Below are 16,089 nucleotides of genomic sequence, written 5' to 3'. Positions count from 1 at the left end.
TATAGGTGGAGCTCCAGAAGGAGTAATAGCCGCAGCAGCTCTTAAATGTATGGGTGGAGAATTCCAAGGTAAATTAATGCCAGGAATATATAATAAAAAGAGTGAAGAAATAGAAAGATGCCATAACATGGGGATTGATGAAGTTGGCAAAGTATTAACTATGGAAGATCTAGCAAAAGGCAATGAAATTTTCTTCGCTGCAACAGGAATATCCGATGGTGACTTATTAAAAGGTGTAGTTTATCATGAAAATAATACAGCTAAAACATATTCTATGGTAACTAGATCGGAAACAGGAACAATAAGATTTGTAGAAGCTGTTCATAAATTGGATAAAAAGCCTGAGTATGCTAAATAATATAAGATAATAAATATAATTAAGAGCTGATTGTACCTTCTTGTGCAATCAGTTCTAAATTTACAAGTTGACTTATTTTTGACAAAATGATAATATTACCTTATCAAAGGCCTGCCTAAATTACTTTCCCAATTAATTTCAAAAATTCCGTATAAAAAAATACATATATTGGTAAAGATTAAAATAGAGCACTTATATTTAAATTTATTTTTTGTGAGTATGGAGGTGAAGATTTGAATCGGACCGATTTAAATAAGAAAAAACTTGATAAACTTAGGGTTATTGCAAAGGAACTAGACATAAAAGGCCCGACTAAATACAAAAAAGATCAACTAATTGATATAATATTGAAAAAACTAGAAGATGTTCAAGAAGACAATGATACGTCGGAAAAATTTAGTACAGAAGGAATGCCTGACAAAATAAGTGAGGAAATACAGCAGAGTGACGATATAAACTTAGCAGAAGGAATACTAGAACTACATACAGATGGTTATGGGTTCATGAGATATGAGAATTATTTATCTGGAAATGAAGATATTTATGTTTCTCCATCTCAAATTAGGAGATTCCAGCTTAAAACAGGAGACAAGATTTCAGGAATTACTAGACCACCAAAGTCTGGAGAAAAGTATAAAGCCCTTCTTTATGTAAAAAAAATCAATGATAAAGAACCTGATACTGCATCTAAAAGACCTAACTTTGATACATTAACTCCTATATATCCAGAAGAAAGAATAAGCTTAGAAACCCATACTAATGAGCTAGCAACTAGAATAATTGACCTTATTGCTCCTATTGGAAAAGGACAAAGAGGTATGATAGTTGCACCACCAAAAGCAGGTAAAACAATTCTACTAAAAAAAATAGCTAATAGTATAGCAAGAAATCATCCAGATATGGAGATAATAATATTATTGATTGATGAAAGACCTGAAGAAGTTACAGATATGCAAAGGTCAGTTAAAGGAGATGTAGTATATTCTACTTTTGATGAGCAACCAAAGCACCATATAAAGGTTGCAGAAATGGTTTTAGAAAGAGGAAAAAGACTAGTAGAGCATGGCAAGGATGTTGTTATATTATTAGATAGTATTACTAGACTTGCCAGAGCATATAACCTTACTATTCCTCCTACAGGAAGAACACTTTCAGGTGGTTTAGATCCAGGAGCACTACACAGACCAAAGAGATTTTTTGGTGCTGCAAGAAATATTGAGGGTGGTGGCAGTTTAACTATTCTTGCAACAGCCCTTGTTGAAACAGGAAGTAGAATGGACGATGTAATCTTTGAAGAATTTAAAGGTACAGGCAATATGGAGGTTCATTTAGACAGAAAGCTATCTGAGAAAAGAATATTCCCTGCAATAGATATCAATAAATCAGGAACTAGAAGAGAAGACTTATTATTGAGTCAAAAAGAGCTTGAAACTATATGGGGTATTAGAAAAGCATTAAGTAATGCACCAATAGTAGAAGTAACAGAGAGGATTATTGATAGCCTAATATCCACAAAGGATAATGAAGAATTTATAGATATGCTAAAGAATCAAATGAAATATTAAATATAAATAGAGTTTAATAGTTATAGTTGAAAATGAAATTTTAATATGCTATAATGTATTAGTTGAAAAAGCGAAGATAAAATCTTATATAAATAAACCGAGAGAAAGAGGTGAATTCAATGAAAAGAGAGATACATCCAAATTATTCAAAAACAACAGTTCACTGTGCATGTGGAAACACTTTTGAAACTGAATCAACAAAGGATGAAATAAAAGTAGAAATTTGTTCAGAATGTCATCCATTCTACACTGGTCGTCAGAAGAGAATTGACAAGGGTGGCCGTGTTGATAAATTCAAGAAAAAATACGGTATTCAGTAAGAACTATATGCTTAATAGGTTAGAACCTCGGGTTTCTAGCCTTTATTTTTTATGTAAAATATAATAAAATCTCGGGGGTTCGAAATATGAGTAAATTATACTTTAGATATGGAGCAATGAATTGTGGAAAATCTACTAGTCTTTTACAAGTGGCTTATAACTATGAAGAGCGTGGAATGAAAGTAATTATAATAAAGCCAATGATTGATACAAAAGGAGATAATGAGGTCATATCTAGACTTGGAATATCAAGAAAAGTGGACATGCTTTTAAGCAATGATAAAAATGTATATGATGAGGTCCAAAAGTGGAACGAAAGACATGGAAAGATCCATTGCATTTTAGTAGATGAGGTGCAGTTTTTTACTAAGAATCAAATAGATCAACTATTTAAGGTAGCCGTTACTATGGATATACCAGTTATATGCTATGGTCTTAGAACTGATTTTCAGATGAACGGCTTTGAAGGAAGCGAGAGGCTACTATTATTAGCCCATAGCTTAGAGGAACTAAAAACCATATGTGCATGTGGTAAGAAGGCCATATTAAATGGAAGAAAAATAAATGGAGAATTTGTATTTGAAGGTGACCAAGTGGCTATAGACAATGAAAACAATGTAGAATATGAATCCCTATGTCCAGAGTGCTATTACAAGATTAAGGAAGTTAAAGATCGTAAGTAGAAGGGTATAATTATCTTATACATACTAATTTATTTATAAAATAAAAAATAAAGATGAAATTGTAATCCACTTATTAGTTAGGTGGATATTTTTTTTGTTTTAATTTCTTACCGAAGTATATATTACTGAATTTTAAGATAATTACCATTGACTGATAAAAGAAAATAATATACTATTAAAATTAAATAGTTGGAAAATCCAAATAAGTTTAAGGTGGTTTTAACTATGCTTAAGAAAGCAGATATAGAATTAATTGAAAGGGTTTCAACTAAAACTCAAAAAAAATTAAATGAGATTTTTAAAGGACATACCCTATGCGATAGATTAGATAACTTAACAAGAAAAGAATTGCAAACAATGTTTGTGATAGGTAGTATAGGGAATAAAACAATGGGTGAAATAGCTGATAAGTTAGGAGTTACCATAAGTACTCCAACTACTACAATTGACCGATTGATAAAAAAAGGATATGTAGAAAGAAAGGTTGGAAAAGAAGATAGACGACAAGTATTAGTAAGTTTGACTGAAAAAGGGTTAGAACTTCACACTGAAGTATCTAAAGTGAGATTGAAAAATATGGAGCTATTACTTGGCATACTTTCAGATGAAGAAATGAAAATGTTCAGGATAATATTAGGGAAATTAGATAATGAATTGTAGATTATCTAGATATAAACTTAAAAACTGGTATATATGATTGATTAAATAAAAGAAATGAATTAGAGGGGTGGTATTCAGTGGACGTATTAGTAGACGTTGTTGAGGTATTTTTCATAATGTTTTTTGTAAGAGCTATATTCCGAATTATTATGACTTCAATTGCTATTAGTAAGAAAACGAAAAGCAATGATGAATTATCGAGAAAAAATCAAGCTAATAAATCATTAAATCAAAGATTAGATGAATATAATAATGTTAAAAACAAAGAGGTACAAGAAGAAGTAAAAGAAAAAGTCATAGAAATAGAAATGGTAGTAGATGAAAACTGTGGATGTAAAGTTCCAAAGGATAAAGCATATATAGTAGTAAGAGATGATACAAGACATTACTTTTGTAGTTGGGAATGTAGGCAAGAGTTTATAAAAAATAATCCTAGTGAGTAAATAGATAAGAAGTCCAAATTTGTTGGACTTCTTTTTTCGTCACATAAGTAAATGGAGAACATATTATATTAATGGAATAGGATATAAAAAGAACTAGATATTAAGATGAAAAATTTAATAAATAGTTACATGAAGGGAGGATTAATTATGTCTGGTGGATGCGGTGGAGTTGACAGTAGTTTATTGTTCTTCTTCTTACTTCTTGTAATACTATTCATGCCTTATGGATATGGAGGATGTTAATATATTTTACTTCAAAAAAAGGAAGCTTAATTGCTTCCTTTTTCATTTAGGTTACAGAATCCTATTCTTCTAAATATTGTGATATCTATATAGATGATATATAATGAGTATGTCAAATGTAAGGAGTGTTTTATTTGAGAAAAAATAATATGACGATACAGCAATTATTTGAAGAAGGTATAAAGGTTTTAGAAGAAGGAAATATTCAAAATCCAATGCTTGATACTCAACTTTTGTTAAGTTATGCACTGGATGTAGATAAAGTATATATTTATACACATAGAGACAGGATAATTGAAGGCGAAACTGTGGATAACTTTCTAAGTTTATTAAACAAAAGAAAGACTGGATATCCTCTCCAATATATTTTAGGGGATCAAGAGTTTATGGGATTAAATTTTAAGGTTGGAGAAGGGGTGCTTGTTCCAAGACCTGACACTGAAACATTAGTTGAGTGGATAATTGAAGTTGTAAAATCAAAAGAAAAGTTCAATAAGAATACAATCAATATATTGGATATAGGAACGGGAAGTGGTGCCATAACACTGAGTTTAGCGTACTATCTAGAAAACGCTAGGATTTATTCGGTAGATATAAGTGAAAAAGCCCATAAAATAGCTAAGGTAAATACTAAAAAATTGGGTTTAGAATCTAGAGTGACACTTTTAAAAGGGAATTTATTTGAACCAATAAAGGAACTAAATAAAGATATTAAGTTCGATATAATTGTATCTAATCCTCCGTATATTCCATCGGATGATATAGACACCTTACAAAAAGAAGTATCGAAATATGAACCAAGATTAGCCTTAGATGGAGGGGCTGATGGATTAGATTTCTATAGAAAGATTATTTTAGGTAGTCCTGAATATTTAAAGAATAAAGGAGTGTTAGGCTTTGAAATCGGTTATAATCAAGGATCAGATTTAAAAAGGCTATTAGAAGAAATAGAAGGCTTCAATAATATTAGAATAAGAAAGGACTTAGCTGGAAAGGAAAGAGCAGTAATTGCAAACTGGGAAAAAAGTAACTGAAGAAGAAATGAGGAGGAATTTGTCTAATGATTCTACTAAAGATGTTTATTACATTTCTAAAAATAGGAGCTTTCACCTTTGGGGGAGGTTATGCTATGATTCCCTTAATACAGGCTGAGGTTGTAGATGTAAATAAATGGTTAACATATGAAGAGTTTATCGATACAGTAGTAATTGCTCAATCAGCGCCAGGAGCTATAGCAGTAAATGTATCTGTATTTGTGGGATATAGGATTAAGAAAACTTTAGGAGCTATTGTCTGTACTTTGGCTGTAGTAATACCATCATTTGTGGTAATACTAACTATCGCAGTCTTTTTCTATAAGTTTAAAGATAATGCCATAGTTGAAAAAATATTCCTTGGTATAGGGCCAGCAGTAGTTGCATTAATATCAACAGCTGTACTTAGATTTAGCAAAGGCATCGAGTTGAATAAGGTAACCCTAATGATTTCAATTGTAACCATAGTAGCAGTTGCCCTATTGAACGTAAATCCAATATTTATTATTGTTCTCGCAGGAGTTTGTGGGGCTGGTCTATATAGAATAAAAAGGGCAACAAAAAACGGTTAATTAGAAATATATACATAAGTGAGGAAATTGCATATTTACAAATTGGATATATTTTTGCATAAAATTCTAATATGTAATTTCCTCAAGTAACTGTGGATTTTACTAAGGAGGAAATAGACAGTGGATATTCTTATAAATATTTTTCTATCTTTTTTTAAGATAGGAGCATTTAGTTTCGGTGGTGGATATGCCATGTTACCAATACTGCAGGATGAAATCATTCAAAATCATCAATGGCTATCGGGTAAGGAATTTGTTAACGTTTTAGCTATAGCTCAGATGACACCAGGACCTATAGCAATAAACAGTGCAACTTTTTTAGGCTATAAATTAGATGGTTTTGTAGGTGCATTCACGGCAACTACTGCTGTAATACTTCCGTCTTTGATAATTGTACTAACCATAGCACATTTTTTAAATAAGTTTAAAAATTCAAAATATGTTGAATGGGCATTTAAGGGGATTCGTCCTGTGGTATTAGGATTAATAGCATCTGCCGCATTCTTTGTTGGAAAAGATACATTTATAGATATAAAAAGTGTTATAATAGCTTTGGGAGTTTTTTATGTAGTTGGAGTCAAAAAACTACATCCTATATTAGCCATAGTCGGAGCTGGATTAGTTGGGGTATTAGTTTATTAAATATGTAAAATTTTAGTATATCTATTCAAAAAAGAACTATTATGATATAATTATTAGTTAGCAATTCAAATAAATTGAGGTGAAGAAATTATGTTAGAAAAATTAGAATTTTTAGTTGATAAGTACCAAGATTTAAACTCCAAAATAAGTGACCCAGAAATAATAAGTAATACTCAAGAATGGCAAAAATATGTAAAAGAGCATGCTGAAATAGAACCTATAGTTGTTAAATATAGAGAATATAAAGAAGTAGTAGAGCAACTAGAGGAAGCTAAGGAAATGCTTCAAGATAAGCTAGAAGACGATTTTAAAGAAATGGTTAAGTTAGAGGTTAATGAATTAACACAAAAAAGTGAAGAGTTAACAGAAGAGTTAAAGATGCTTTTAGTTCCTAAAGATCCTAATGATGATAAAAATGTTATTGTTGAAATTCGAGCTGGTGCAGGTGGAGACGAGGCAGGTATATTTGCAGGTGACCTTTTCAGAATGTACTCAAGATTTACTGAGAAACAGCGTTGGAAGATTGATATTATGAGCTGTAATAATCAGGGTGTTGGTGGATTTAAAGAAGTTATATTTATGGTTAAAGGTAAAGGCGCCTATAGTAAGTTAAAGTATGAAAGTGGTGTTCATAGAGTACAGAGGGTACCAGCTACTGAATCGGGTGGTAGAATTCATACATCAACAGCTACCGTGGCAGTGCTGCCAGAAGCCGACGATATCGACATTGACATTAATATGAATGATGTTCGTGTGGATGTTTATCGTTCATCAGGTAATGGTGGTCAAAGTGTTAATACAACTGATTCAGCAGTTAGATTGACCCATGAGCCCACTGGAATTGTAGTTGCATGTCAAGATGAGAAATCTCAGCTTAAGAATAAAGATAAGGCATTTAAAATCTTAAAAGCTAGATTATATGATAAAAAACTAGCTGAGCAAAATGCAGAGATAGCTCAAGCAAGAAAGAGTCAGGTAGGTTCGGGAGATAGAAGTGCTAAGATAAGAACTTATAACTTCCCTCAAGGAAGAATAACTGACCATAGAATTAATATGACTGTATATAAGCTTGATGCATTTTTAGATGGAGATATACATGAAATGATTGATGCATTAATTACAACTGATCAAGCAGAAAGGTTACAAGAGATAGAAAGCTAACTAAATAAATACTGTTACAACTAGGGGATGATTTAATTGAAAGGGGATTTAACTTTCCTTTTGCATATAGCACTTATACTGCTATTTGCAAATGTCGGAGGATTTATAAGTAGGAAGTTAAAACAGCCAGCTGTATTAGGACAAATAGTAATGGGGTTACTATTAGGTCCTTCAGTTTTTAATCTTATTAAGGCCACAGAAGGAATAGCTCATATGGCAGAAATAGGAGTTATTCTCTTAATGTTTATTGCAGGGTTAGAGACTGATTTGGATGATTTAAAGGCGTCTAGTAGATCATCAACATTAATTGCCTTAGGTGGAGTGGCTTTTCCTTTTGGATTGGGAATATTAGCTGTACTTTTATCAAAACCAGAAGCCACTTTAAATGAGGGTCTATTTTTAGGTGTTATATTGACTGCAACAAGTGTTAGCATAACAGTTCAAGCTTTGAGAGAGCTTGGACATTTAAGAACTAGACAGGGAATCGGTATTTTAGGTGCTGCAATAATTGATGATGTTGCTGGCATAATATTACTAACTTTAATAATTGGTATGATAAGTCCAACTCAAAGTGAGAGTATCTTCCTTGTTCTAGGTAAAATAAGCTTATTTTTTGTATTTTCAATAGGTTTTGGAGTCATATTCTCTAAAATACTAACCAAATATTCGAATATAGTAAGTAGAGATAATCGTGTACTTACGGCAGCCTTGATTTTCTGTTTTCTTTTAGCTTTTGTTGCAGAAGAACTAGGTGTAGCTGCAATAATTGGTGCATACTTTACAGGGGTAGTGTTTTCAACAACTCCTCATAGAAATAGAGTTTCCCATGAGATACAAAGTATTGCTTATGCTTTGTTTACGCCCATTTTCTTTATTAATATTGGGTTAGAAGTAAATATAAATAGTGCATTTGGAGTATTGGGTTTGAGTGGAGCGATAATATTAGCTGCAGTCCTAGGAAAGATAATAGGGTGTGGTATAGGAGCTAAGCTTTCAAAATTTACTAACAGAGAAGCATTACAAGTTAGTATAGGTATGATACCTAGAGCTGAGGTTGCTCTTATTGTAACTAATCTTGGACTTAAGAATGGTATTATAGATAAGGACATATTTACATCAGTCATTTTAATGGTTTTAGTAAGTACGGTTATAACTCCACCACTACTTAAACTAGCCTTTGGGGATAAAGGAAAGAAAGAATCTAGAAAAGAAGAGTGTGTAAAAGGAGTAGTATAATAAGCATATATACAATTACTTAACTACGAAAATCATGCCGAAAATAAATCCAATAATAACACCGATGGTTGAAGCCCTTCCTTTGTGAAGGGTTTTTGCATTTGGTATAAGTTCACCACAGGTAATGTAAAGCATAGTTCCTCCGGCAATCGCTAAACATAGTGCGATGAATGAATCGGAAATATTACCTAATAAAGCACCCATAAAAGCACCTAGGCCAGTTGGAACACCAGAAGCTAAGGTTAATAATAATACCTTTATTTTAGGAAAGCCACCAATTCTTAATGGAGTAGCCATGGCAATTCCTTCGGGCAAATTATGTAACGATATAACTAATGCCATTCTTATTCCCATATCAGCAGTAAAAATAAAGCTTGATCCCACAGCAAGTCCTTCAGGCAGATTATGAATTGCAATGCCTAGACCTATCATTATACCAGCCTTTAGAAAAGAGTCTTCTTTATTTAAGCCATTCTTTGTAATGTTTTTAGGTAGCATATTATCAATAAAAATAACAGTTATTATTCCTAGGATAATACCTATAATCTCAATCCTAATTCCACCAATTTTTTGTGATTCTGGTAAAAGGTCCAGAGTAACTACTGCTATCATTAAACCGCTGGTAAATCCTAGTAAAATACTTAAAAATTTATTGTTTGGTCTAACAAGGCTTAAAGCGATTATTCCGCCTAAGCCAGTTCCAACAATACCTACCAATGAGCCTAATATAGTAATACTTAAAACTTCTTGCATTGTAACACCTTCCTATTATCATTAATATTGCAAATTTTTAATTGGAACTATCTTTGATTTGATATATAATATATATTTGAAAGTCTGAAATAAATGCCATAAAAATGGTAGATAATATAAAAAAAGAACCAAGAAGGGATTTTTATGATAAGAAAAAATACTCAAATTATAAAAATTGATGAAAATAATCCTGAGTCAGGAAAAATAAAGATTGCAGCAGATGTACTAAAAAAAGGTGGATTAGTGGCATTTCCTACAGAAACGGTTTATGGTCTAGGGGCAAATGCACTGGATGAAAAAGCTGTTAGTAATATTTTTATGGCAAAGGGAAGGCCAGATGATAATCCACTAATAGTTCACATAGCTGATATAAGCCAAATAGACTCTTTAGTTGAAGACATACCTGAGAAAGCTTTTAAGTTAATGGAAAGGTTTTGGCCAGGACCTTTAACTATAATTTTCAATAGAAGTAAAATAGTTCCTGATAAAATAACAGGAGGATTATCTACTGTGGCCATAAGGATGCCAAATCATAAAATCTCCCTGAAACTAATCAGAGAAGCTAACTTACCTATTGCAGCTCCTAGCGCAAATACTTCAGGTAGACCGAGTCCTACAGATTCACTTCATGTTATTGAAGACTTAAATGGAAAAATTGATGTTATTATTGAAGGTGGCCCAACTGGGATAGGGGTGGAATCAACAGTATTAGATATATCTGGAGATGTACCATTAATACTAAGACCAGGTGGGGTAACCCAAGAGGACTTAGAGGAAGTATTTCCAAAGGTAGAATATGATCCTGCATTAAGCATAGGTGAAGCCAATCTTGTTCCAAAGTCTCCAGGACAAAAATACCGACATTACTCTCCGAAAGCCGATATGATAGTGGTGGAAGGAGAAGTAAAATCAATAGCACAAAGTATAATAGAGCTTTCAAATACATATCACAATGAAGGAAAAAAAGTAGGTATAATGGCTACATCACAAAATCATAATAAATATAGTTCAGGAACTGTAATAACAGTTGGAGATAGAAATAAACCTGAAACTATTGCCGCAAGCCTATTTAAGGTTTTAAGAAAATTTGACGAAATAGGTGTAGATATAATAATTGCCGAGGGTATTAATGAAATAGGAATAGGTAAGGCAATTATGAATAGGATGAGAAAAGCAGCTGGTAAGAGGAGGTAAGTTTTGTGAAGGATATTTTGTTTGTATGTACTGGTAATACTTGTAGGAGTAGTATGGCAGAAGCTCTTTTTAAGGATATGATAAGTGAAGTAGATAATGATCTTGGAGATGTAAAAGTTCATTCAGCAGGAGTTTTTGCTGTAGAGGGTCAAGGAGCATCACCTCAGGCTGTTGAGGTAATGGAAGCTAGAGGAATTGAATTATCTGATCACAAATCTAAAATGATAACTAAAGAACTTATTAAGCAAACCGACTTGATTCTTACTATGACTCTGAGACATAAAAATCTTGTTCTTGATATTGATTCTGAAGCTAAAAATAAGGTATATACTTTAAAAGAGTATGCTTATTCAGGAGATGAAGGGCTATTAGATATCACTGACCCATTTGGTCAGACGGTAGAAAGATATGAAGAAACAGCTAAAGAAATTAAAGAAGCATTAAAAAAAGTGCTAGATAAATTACAAAACACTGATTGATTGAAAAAATTGCATATTAAAGTTTTATTCAAGATTATATTCTAGTGATTCTGGTATTCAATCACTTTATTATTTAATGTGACTGAATAAGTCGAAGATCGAATAAAATCTTGTAAAAATATAGTTAATTTGTAAAGGAGGCGTATTATGAAGATAGCTTTAGGAAGTGATCATGGTGGTTATGAGTTAAAGGAACTAATAAAAAATCATCTAGAAGAAAAGGGAATAGAGTATGTCGACTGTGGAACTAATTCTACTGAATCCGTTGACTATCCTGAGTTTGGTCGTAAGGTTGCAGAAACAGTTAAGGAAGGAACCTGTGAATTGGGAATAGTTTGCTGTGGAACAGGGATAGGTATATCCATATCTGCAAATAAGGTTCCAGGTATAAGATGTGCATTATGTAGTGACTGTTATTCTGCAAGAATGTCAAAGGAGCATAACAACGCAAATGTATTAGCTTTAGGAGCTAGAGTTTTAGGCAGGGACTTGGCTATGGAGATTGTTGATACATGGATTGAAAGTGAATTCCAAGGAGGAAGACACGAAAGAAGAGTGAATAAAATTTCTGATATAGAAAATAAATTTGTGATATAATAGGACGGGATTTATAATACTTGTAGAGAAAGGAGTTTTTTTATGGGAAAAGTTACAGAAATGAATCATCCATTGATAAAGCATAAATTAACGTTTATTAGAGATATAAACACAGGTGCTAAAGAATTTAGGGAAATGGTAAAGGAAGTATCAATGCTTATGGCATATGAGGTTACTAGAGATTTACCATTAGAGGAGATTGAAGTAGAAACACCAATTCAAAAAACTAAGTCACAAGTAATATCTGGAAAAAAACTAGGAATAGTACCTATACTTAGAGCAGGACTTGGAATGGTTGAAGGGATGTTAAATCTTCTACCAGCAGCCAAAGTAGGTCACGTTGGACTTTATAGAGATCCAGAAACTTTAGAGCCAGTAGAATACTACTGCAAGCTTCCAAGTGATGTAGAAGAAAGAGACTTAATCGTTCTTGACCCAATGCTTGCTACAGGAGGCTCAGCTAAAGCAGCTATTCAATTTTTAAAGGATAGAGGAGCTACAGCTATAAAGCTAGCATGCTTAATTGCAGCGCCTGAAGGCATAAAGGTTGTTCAAGATGCTCATCCAGACGTAGATATTTACGTAGGTGCTATTGATGAAAAATTAAATGATCATGCATATATAGTTCCTGGATTAGGAGATGCAGGAGATAGATTATTTGGAACAAAATAGTTTGAAAATCCGTCTATTTATAGGCGGATTTTTTATAGAGTAAAATTTTAATATATAGATGAGTCTATTAGAATAAATATAAAGCTGATAAGCAAGTATAAAGTATTACTTAATCATAATAAAAAGACATAGGAAATATGGTATACTTATATATATACATGATTTAGACTATAGGCATATAAAATAGAGAGTTGTTACGTATTGTATGAAGGGGGATAAGGATGAGACCATCATGGGATGAATATTTCATGGAAATTGTACAAGTTGTAAAAAAGAGATCGACCTGTTTAAGAAGACAGGTAGGTGCATTGATAGTAAAAGATAAGCGTATATTGTCTACTGGATATAATGGAGCTCCAACAGGATTAAAGCATTGTTCTGAGACTGGTTGTTTAAGGGATAAAATGAATATACCTTCAGGACAAAGACATGAATTATGTCGTGGATTACATGCAGAACAAAATGCAATAGTGCATGCAGCTAATTCAGGAGTGAGCATAAAAGATGCTACTATATATGTTACAGATCATCCTTGTGTGTTATGTGCAAAAATGATTATTAATGGAGGCATAAGAAAGGTTGTTTTTGCTTCAGGATACCCAGATGAGTTATCGAGCAAATTATTATCAGAAGCAGGTGTAGAACTCGTAGATTTTGGAAATAAATAACAATAGATTAAATATCTTTTGTTTAAAAGTATGAAAATTAAATATTTAGATACATTTTACTGTAATATACTTTTAATATAAGGATTTATGATTTGAAATTTCAACATTTGGAATAGTTACTCTATAGTTCCACAATGTTATAGTATATTGACTATCATAATTATATAAATTAAAATTAAGATGAGATATTCGTAGTAATTAATAAATGCTAAAAATACTAAAGATTTCTAATAAGCTAAAGAAGGAGTGTTATTATGAATGAGTTTTATTTGCCCTTCTTGACCGCGTTGATTATTTCTTATGTAGTCACTCCTTTTGTCAAGTGGATTGCAAATAAGGTAGGTGCAATTGATGTGCCTAAAGATGAAAGAAGAGTTCACAAAGTGCCAATACCAAGATTAGGTGGATTAGCAATCTATATTAGTACGATTGTATCCATACTTTTGTTTGTGAAATATATAGATAGAAGCATTATAGGAATTATTATTGGAGCTACAATAATAGTTATAACAGGAATTATAGATGATATTAAACCACTTTCTGCTAAAACTAAATTTTTAGCTCAAATCTTAGCTGCTTGTGTATTGATTGTAGTAGATGTAAAAATAGACTTTATTTCCAATCCTTTTGACAAAGTTGATGGATTAACTCATTTAGGTATGTGGTCAATTCCAGTAACATTGTTTTGGGTTATTGGAATAACAAATACTTTAAACTTTATTGATGGTTTAGATGGCTTAGCTGCAGGAGTTGGATCTATATCTGCTATGTCGTTATTATTTGTTGCATCAGTTAATGGATATTTTAGTATAGCAATAATCGCAGCTATATTAGCTGGATCAGCCTTTGGATTCTTACCACATAACTTTAATCCAGCAAAGATATTTATGGGTGATACAGGAGCATTGTTCTTAGGCTACATGCTTTCGGTACTTGCTATTAAAGGTGTAATGAAGAGCGTAGCTGCCATTGGAATAGCTGTGCCTATATTAGTACTTGGTATTCCTATATTTGATACAACCTTTGCTATCTGTAGAAGACTTATAAATAAGACACCACCTTGGAAGGCTGATAAAGGACACCTTCATCATAGATTGCTAGATAAAGGTTTGACTCAAAAGCAAACAGTTCTTATATTGTATTTAATAAGTGTATGCTTAGGAGCTTCAGCAGTCCTAATTAATGATTCAGATACACAAAGAGGAGCTCTTATACTAGGTATAGTCACGACGGTAGGAGTTATTGGTGCTATAAGAATGGGTTTGATTGGACTAAAGAGAAGAGAAAGTATAAGGCAAAAAGAAGAATAATTAATGATTATATGAGATGGAGCTGAAACTCCATCTTTTGATTTTACATAGTATGATATATAATAATCAAGTGTATACGGCGCACAATTTAAGCCTTAATTAATTTAGTGTTTGGGAATAATTCTACTAAATTTGTAGATAGAATAGGGTTATAAGTGACAACTTAAAGTTAATATTACATAATGATAAAGAGATGAGGAATTTTTTAGTTATAGAATTGATATATTTCTGTAAAACATAAATAAATGAAGGGATTGATTTAAATGGGGAGAATAAAGGTATTATCTATATTTGGAACTAGGCCAGAAGCTGTTAAAATGGCTCCTGTAGTAAAAAAATTAAGGGAAAATGAAATGATTGAAGATAAGATATGTGTTACAGCTCAACACAGGGATATGCTGGATCAGGTTTTAGATGTTTTTAGTATAACTCCAGATTATGATCTTAATATCTTTCAACATGGTCAAACTCTAACGCAGATAACAACTAGAGCATTAGAAGGTTTAGAGAAGGTCATAAAAGAGTTTAAACCAGATATTTTACTTGCTCATGGTGATACATCTACAACATTTGCTGCAGCTTTAGCAGGTTTCTATAACAATGTTAGAGTTGGACATGTAGAGGCTGGGTTGAGAAGCGGTAATATTTATTCTCCATATCCTGAGGAAGCAAATAGAAAACTCACTGGTGTAATTGCTGATTTTCATTTTGCACCAACTGAAAAGAATAGATTAAATCTTCTTAATGAAGGATATAATGATGAAAAAATATTCATTACTGGTAATACTGGTATTGATGCTTTATTTGAAATGATTGAAGATGATTTTAAATTTAATAATGAACTGCTAGATAACATGGATTATGAAAATAAAAAAATTATCTCTATGACGGCCCATAGAAAAGAAAATATAGGTAAACCAATGGAAAATATCTTTAGTGCAATTAAAGAAGTTGTTTTAAAGAATAAAGATGTTGAGGTAATATATCCAGTTCATTTGAATCCTAAGGTAAGGGAGATTGCCAATAGAATCTTGGGAGATGTTGATAGAGTGCATTTAATTGAACCTCTAGATAATAAAGCTTTTGTTAATTTACAGGCAAAAAGCTACTTGATTGTTACTGACTCTGGAGGAGTTCAAGAGGAAGCTCCTTCATTAGGGAAACCTATTTTAGTAGCAAGAAGGGAAACTGAAAGACCTGAAGGAATAGAAGCCGGAACAGCAAAACTTCTAGGAGTAGAGAAAGAAGGCATATTTAACGAGATAGATTTACTATTAAATAATCAAGAAGAATATAATAAAATGGCTAATGCAGTAAATCCTTACGGCGATGGAAAGGCAGCGGAGAAAATAGTAAAAATAATAATAGAAAAATTATCATAGATAGGATATATAGGGTCATACCTCTTCAGAGGTATGACCCTATAATTATTTAATATTATAACATTTTCAATTTATTAAATTTCGAATATTTTAAACCTCATTGTTAAAACTATAACG

The 16,089-nt window shown here is 32.1% G+C and carries 19 protein-coding genes; 18 read left to right on the top strand and 1 reads right to left on the bottom strand.

Annotated elements, in window-relative coordinates:
- The 11 genes from JMO20_RS01340 to JMO20_RS01290 form a co-directional block, all read left to right on the top strand.
- Positions 1 to 358, top strand: a 358-nt coding sequence (locus JMO20_RS01340) for a fructose-bisphosphatase class II (protein ID WP_202707430.1), incomplete at its 5' end; no start/stop codon positions are given.
- A 194-nt stretch (positions 359 to 552) separates the two neighbouring features.
- Positions 553 to 1,923 (top strand): transcription termination factor Rho, encoded by a 1,371-nt coding sequence (gene rho / locus JMO20_RS01335; protein WP_424141312.1) that lies wholly within the window; start codon positions 553 to 555, stop codon positions 1,921 to 1,923.
- Positions 1,924 to 2,042: 119 nt separating this feature from the next.
- Entirely contained in the window at positions 2,043 to 2,243 is a 201-nt protein-coding gene (rpmE, locus tag JMO20_RS01330; protein WP_202707426.1) for a 50S ribosomal protein L31, read from the top strand.
- An 86-nt stretch (positions 2,244 to 2,329) separates the two neighbouring features.
- Positions 2,330 to 2,926, top strand: coding sequence for a thymidine kinase (locus JMO20_RS01325; RefSeq protein WP_202707424.1), 597 nt, complete (start codon positions 2,330 to 2,332; stop codon positions 2,924 to 2,926).
- A gap of 225 nt (positions 2,927 to 3,151) precedes the next feature.
- Positions 3,152 to 3,586, top strand: coding sequence for a MarR family winged helix-turn-helix transcriptional regulator (locus tag JMO20_RS01320; RefSeq protein ID WP_202707421.1), 435 nt, complete (start codon positions 3,152 to 3,154; stop codon positions 3,584 to 3,586).
- A 77-nt stretch (positions 3,587 to 3,663) separates the two neighbouring features.
- Entirely contained in the window at positions 3,664 to 4,029 is a 366-nt protein-coding gene (locus JMO20_RS01315; protein WP_202707418.1) for a hypothetical protein, read from the top strand.
- 377 nt (positions 4,030 to 4,406) lie between these two features.
- The gene (gene prmC / locus JMO20_RS01310; protein WP_243414602.1) at positions 4,407 to 5,306 is read left to right on the top strand and encodes a peptide chain release factor N(5)-glutamine methyltransferase; all 900 of its coding nucleotides are present in this window, start codon (positions 4,407 to 4,409) and stop codon (positions 5,304 to 5,306) included.
- A 26-nt stretch (positions 5,307 to 5,332) separates the two neighbouring features.
- Positions 5,333 to 5,878, top strand: coding sequence for a chromate transporter (locus JMO20_RS01305; RefSeq protein ID WP_202707415.1), 546 nt, complete (start codon positions 5,333 to 5,335; stop codon positions 5,876 to 5,878).
- Positions 5,879 to 5,998: 120 nt separating this feature from the next.
- Positions 5,999 to 6,520, top strand: coding sequence for a chromate transporter (locus tag JMO20_RS01300; protein ID WP_341533970.1), 522 nt, complete (start codon positions 5,999 to 6,001; stop codon positions 6,518 to 6,520).
- A 90-nt stretch (positions 6,521 to 6,610) separates the two neighbouring features.
- Positions 6,611 to 7,681, top strand: a complete 1,071-nt coding sequence (gene prfA, locus JMO20_RS01295; protein WP_202707412.1) for a peptide chain release factor 1 — start codon at positions 6,611 to 6,613, stop codon at positions 7,679 to 7,681.
- A 36-nt stretch (positions 7,682 to 7,717) separates the two neighbouring features.
- Positions 7,718 to 8,917 carry a cation:proton antiporter gene (locus JMO20_RS01290; protein ID WP_202707409.1) on the top strand — a complete coding sequence of 400 codons (1,200 nt, stop codon included), beginning with the start codon at positions 7,718 to 7,720 and terminating at the stop codon, positions 8,915 to 8,917.
- A gap of 15 nt (positions 8,918 to 8,932) precedes the next feature.
- On the opposite strand, the gene JMO20_RS01285 is transcribed toward JMO20_RS01290, so the two are convergent.
- Positions 8,933 to 9,670 carry a ZIP family metal transporter gene (locus JMO20_RS01285; protein ID WP_202707406.1) on the bottom strand — a complete coding sequence of 246 codons (738 nt, stop codon included), beginning with the start codon at positions 9,668 to 9,670 and terminating at the stop codon, positions 8,933 to 8,935.
- A gap of 144 nt (positions 9,671 to 9,814) precedes the next feature.
- Between JMO20_RS01285 and JMO20_RS01280 the strand changes: the two genes are divergently transcribed.
- The 7 genes from JMO20_RS01280 (at position 9,815) to wecB (ending at position 15,972) form a co-directional block, all read left to right on the top strand.
- The gene (locus tag JMO20_RS01280) at positions 9,815 to 10,864 is read left to right on the top strand and encodes an L-threonylcarbamoyladenylate synthase (RefSeq protein WP_202707396.1); all 1,050 of its coding nucleotides are present in this window, start codon (positions 9,815 to 9,817) and stop codon (positions 10,862 to 10,864) included.
- Between the two features lie 5 nt (positions 10,865 to 10,869).
- Positions 10,870 to 11,343 carry an arsenate reductase/protein-tyrosine-phosphatase family protein gene (locus tag JMO20_RS01275; RefSeq protein ID WP_202707393.1) on the top strand — a complete coding sequence of 158 codons (474 nt, stop codon included), beginning with the start codon at positions 10,870 to 10,872 and terminating at the stop codon, positions 11,341 to 11,343.
- A 147-nt stretch (positions 11,344 to 11,490) separates the two neighbouring features.
- Positions 11,491 to 11,940, top strand: coding sequence for a ribose 5-phosphate isomerase B (gene rpiB, locus JMO20_RS01270; RefSeq protein WP_202707389.1), 450 nt, complete (start codon positions 11,491 to 11,493; stop codon positions 11,938 to 11,940).
- 42 nt (positions 11,941 to 11,982) lie between these two features.
- Positions 11,983 to 12,612, top strand: coding sequence for a uracil phosphoribosyltransferase (gene upp / locus JMO20_RS01265; protein WP_202707386.1), 630 nt, complete (start codon positions 11,983 to 11,985; stop codon positions 12,610 to 12,612).
- 221 nt (positions 12,613 to 12,833) lie between these two features.
- Positions 12,834 to 13,280 carry a deoxycytidylate deaminase gene (locus JMO20_RS01260; protein ID WP_202707383.1) on the top strand — a complete coding sequence of 149 codons (447 nt, stop codon included), beginning with the start codon at positions 12,834 to 12,836 and terminating at the stop codon, positions 13,278 to 13,280.
- Between the two features lie 254 nt (positions 13,281 to 13,534).
- Positions 13,535 to 14,590 (top strand): glycosyltransferase family 4 protein, encoded by a 1,056-nt coding sequence (locus tag JMO20_RS01255; protein ID WP_202707381.1) that lies wholly within the window; start codon positions 13,535 to 13,537, stop codon positions 14,588 to 14,590.
- Positions 14,591 to 14,862: 272 nt separating this feature from the next.
- Entirely contained in the window at positions 14,863 to 15,972 is a 1,110-nt protein-coding gene (gene wecB / locus JMO20_RS01250) for a non-hydrolyzing UDP-N-acetylglucosamine 2-epimerase (RefSeq protein ID WP_341533971.1), read from the top strand.
- Positions 15,973 to 16,089 lie beyond the last annotated feature (117 nt).

The sequence above is a fragment of the Sporosalibacterium faouarense genome, assembly GCF_016765695.1.
In the GTDB taxonomy this organism is placed as follows: Bacteria; Bacillota; Clostridia; order Tissierellales; family VENL01; genus Sporosalibacterium; species Sporosalibacterium faouarense.
This window is presented reverse-complemented; position numbering and strand designations above follow the sequence as displayed.

Excerpts from the sequence above, each read along its gene's own strand:
- JMO20_RS01285 (WP_202707406.1), bottom strand. The coding sequence starts at position 9,670 with ATGCAAGAAGTTTTAAGTATTACTATATTAGGCTCATTGGTAGGTATT.
- JMO20_RS01325 (WP_202707424.1), top strand. The coding sequence starts at position 2,330 with ATGAGTAAATTATACTTTAGATATGGAGCAATGAATTGTGGAAAATCT.
- rpmE (WP_202707426.1), top strand. The coding sequence starts at position 2,043 with ATGAAAAGAGAGATACATCCAAATTATTCAAAAACAACAGTTCACTGT.
- prfA (WP_202707412.1), top strand. The coding sequence starts at position 6,611 with ATGTTAGAAAAATTAGAATTTTTAGTTGATAAGTACCAAGATTTAAAC.
- upp (WP_202707386.1), top strand. The coding sequence starts at position 11,983 with ATGGGAAAAGTTACAGAAATGAATCATCCATTGATAAAGCATAAATTA.
- rpiB (WP_202707389.1), top strand. The coding sequence starts at position 11,491 with ATGAAGATAGCTTTAGGAAGTGATCATGGTGGTTATGAGTTAAAGGAA.
- JMO20_RS01260 (WP_202707383.1), top strand. The coding sequence starts at position 12,834 with ATGAGACCATCATGGGATGAATATTTCATGGAAATTGTACAAGTTGTA.
- JMO20_RS01280 (WP_202707396.1), top strand. The coding sequence starts at position 9,815 with ATGATAAGAAAAAATACTCAAATTATAAAAATTGATGAAAATAATCCT.
- JMO20_RS01305 (WP_202707415.1), top strand. The coding sequence starts at position 5,333 with ATGATTCTACTAAAGATGTTTATTACATTTCTAAAAATAGGAGCTTTC.
- JMO20_RS01320 (WP_202707421.1), top strand. The coding sequence starts at position 3,152 with ATGCTTAAGAAAGCAGATATAGAATTAATTGAAAGGGTTTCAACTAAA.
- JMO20_RS01255 (WP_202707381.1), top strand. The coding sequence starts at position 13,535 with ATGAATGAGTTTTATTTGCCCTTCTTGACCGCGTTGATTATTTCTTAT.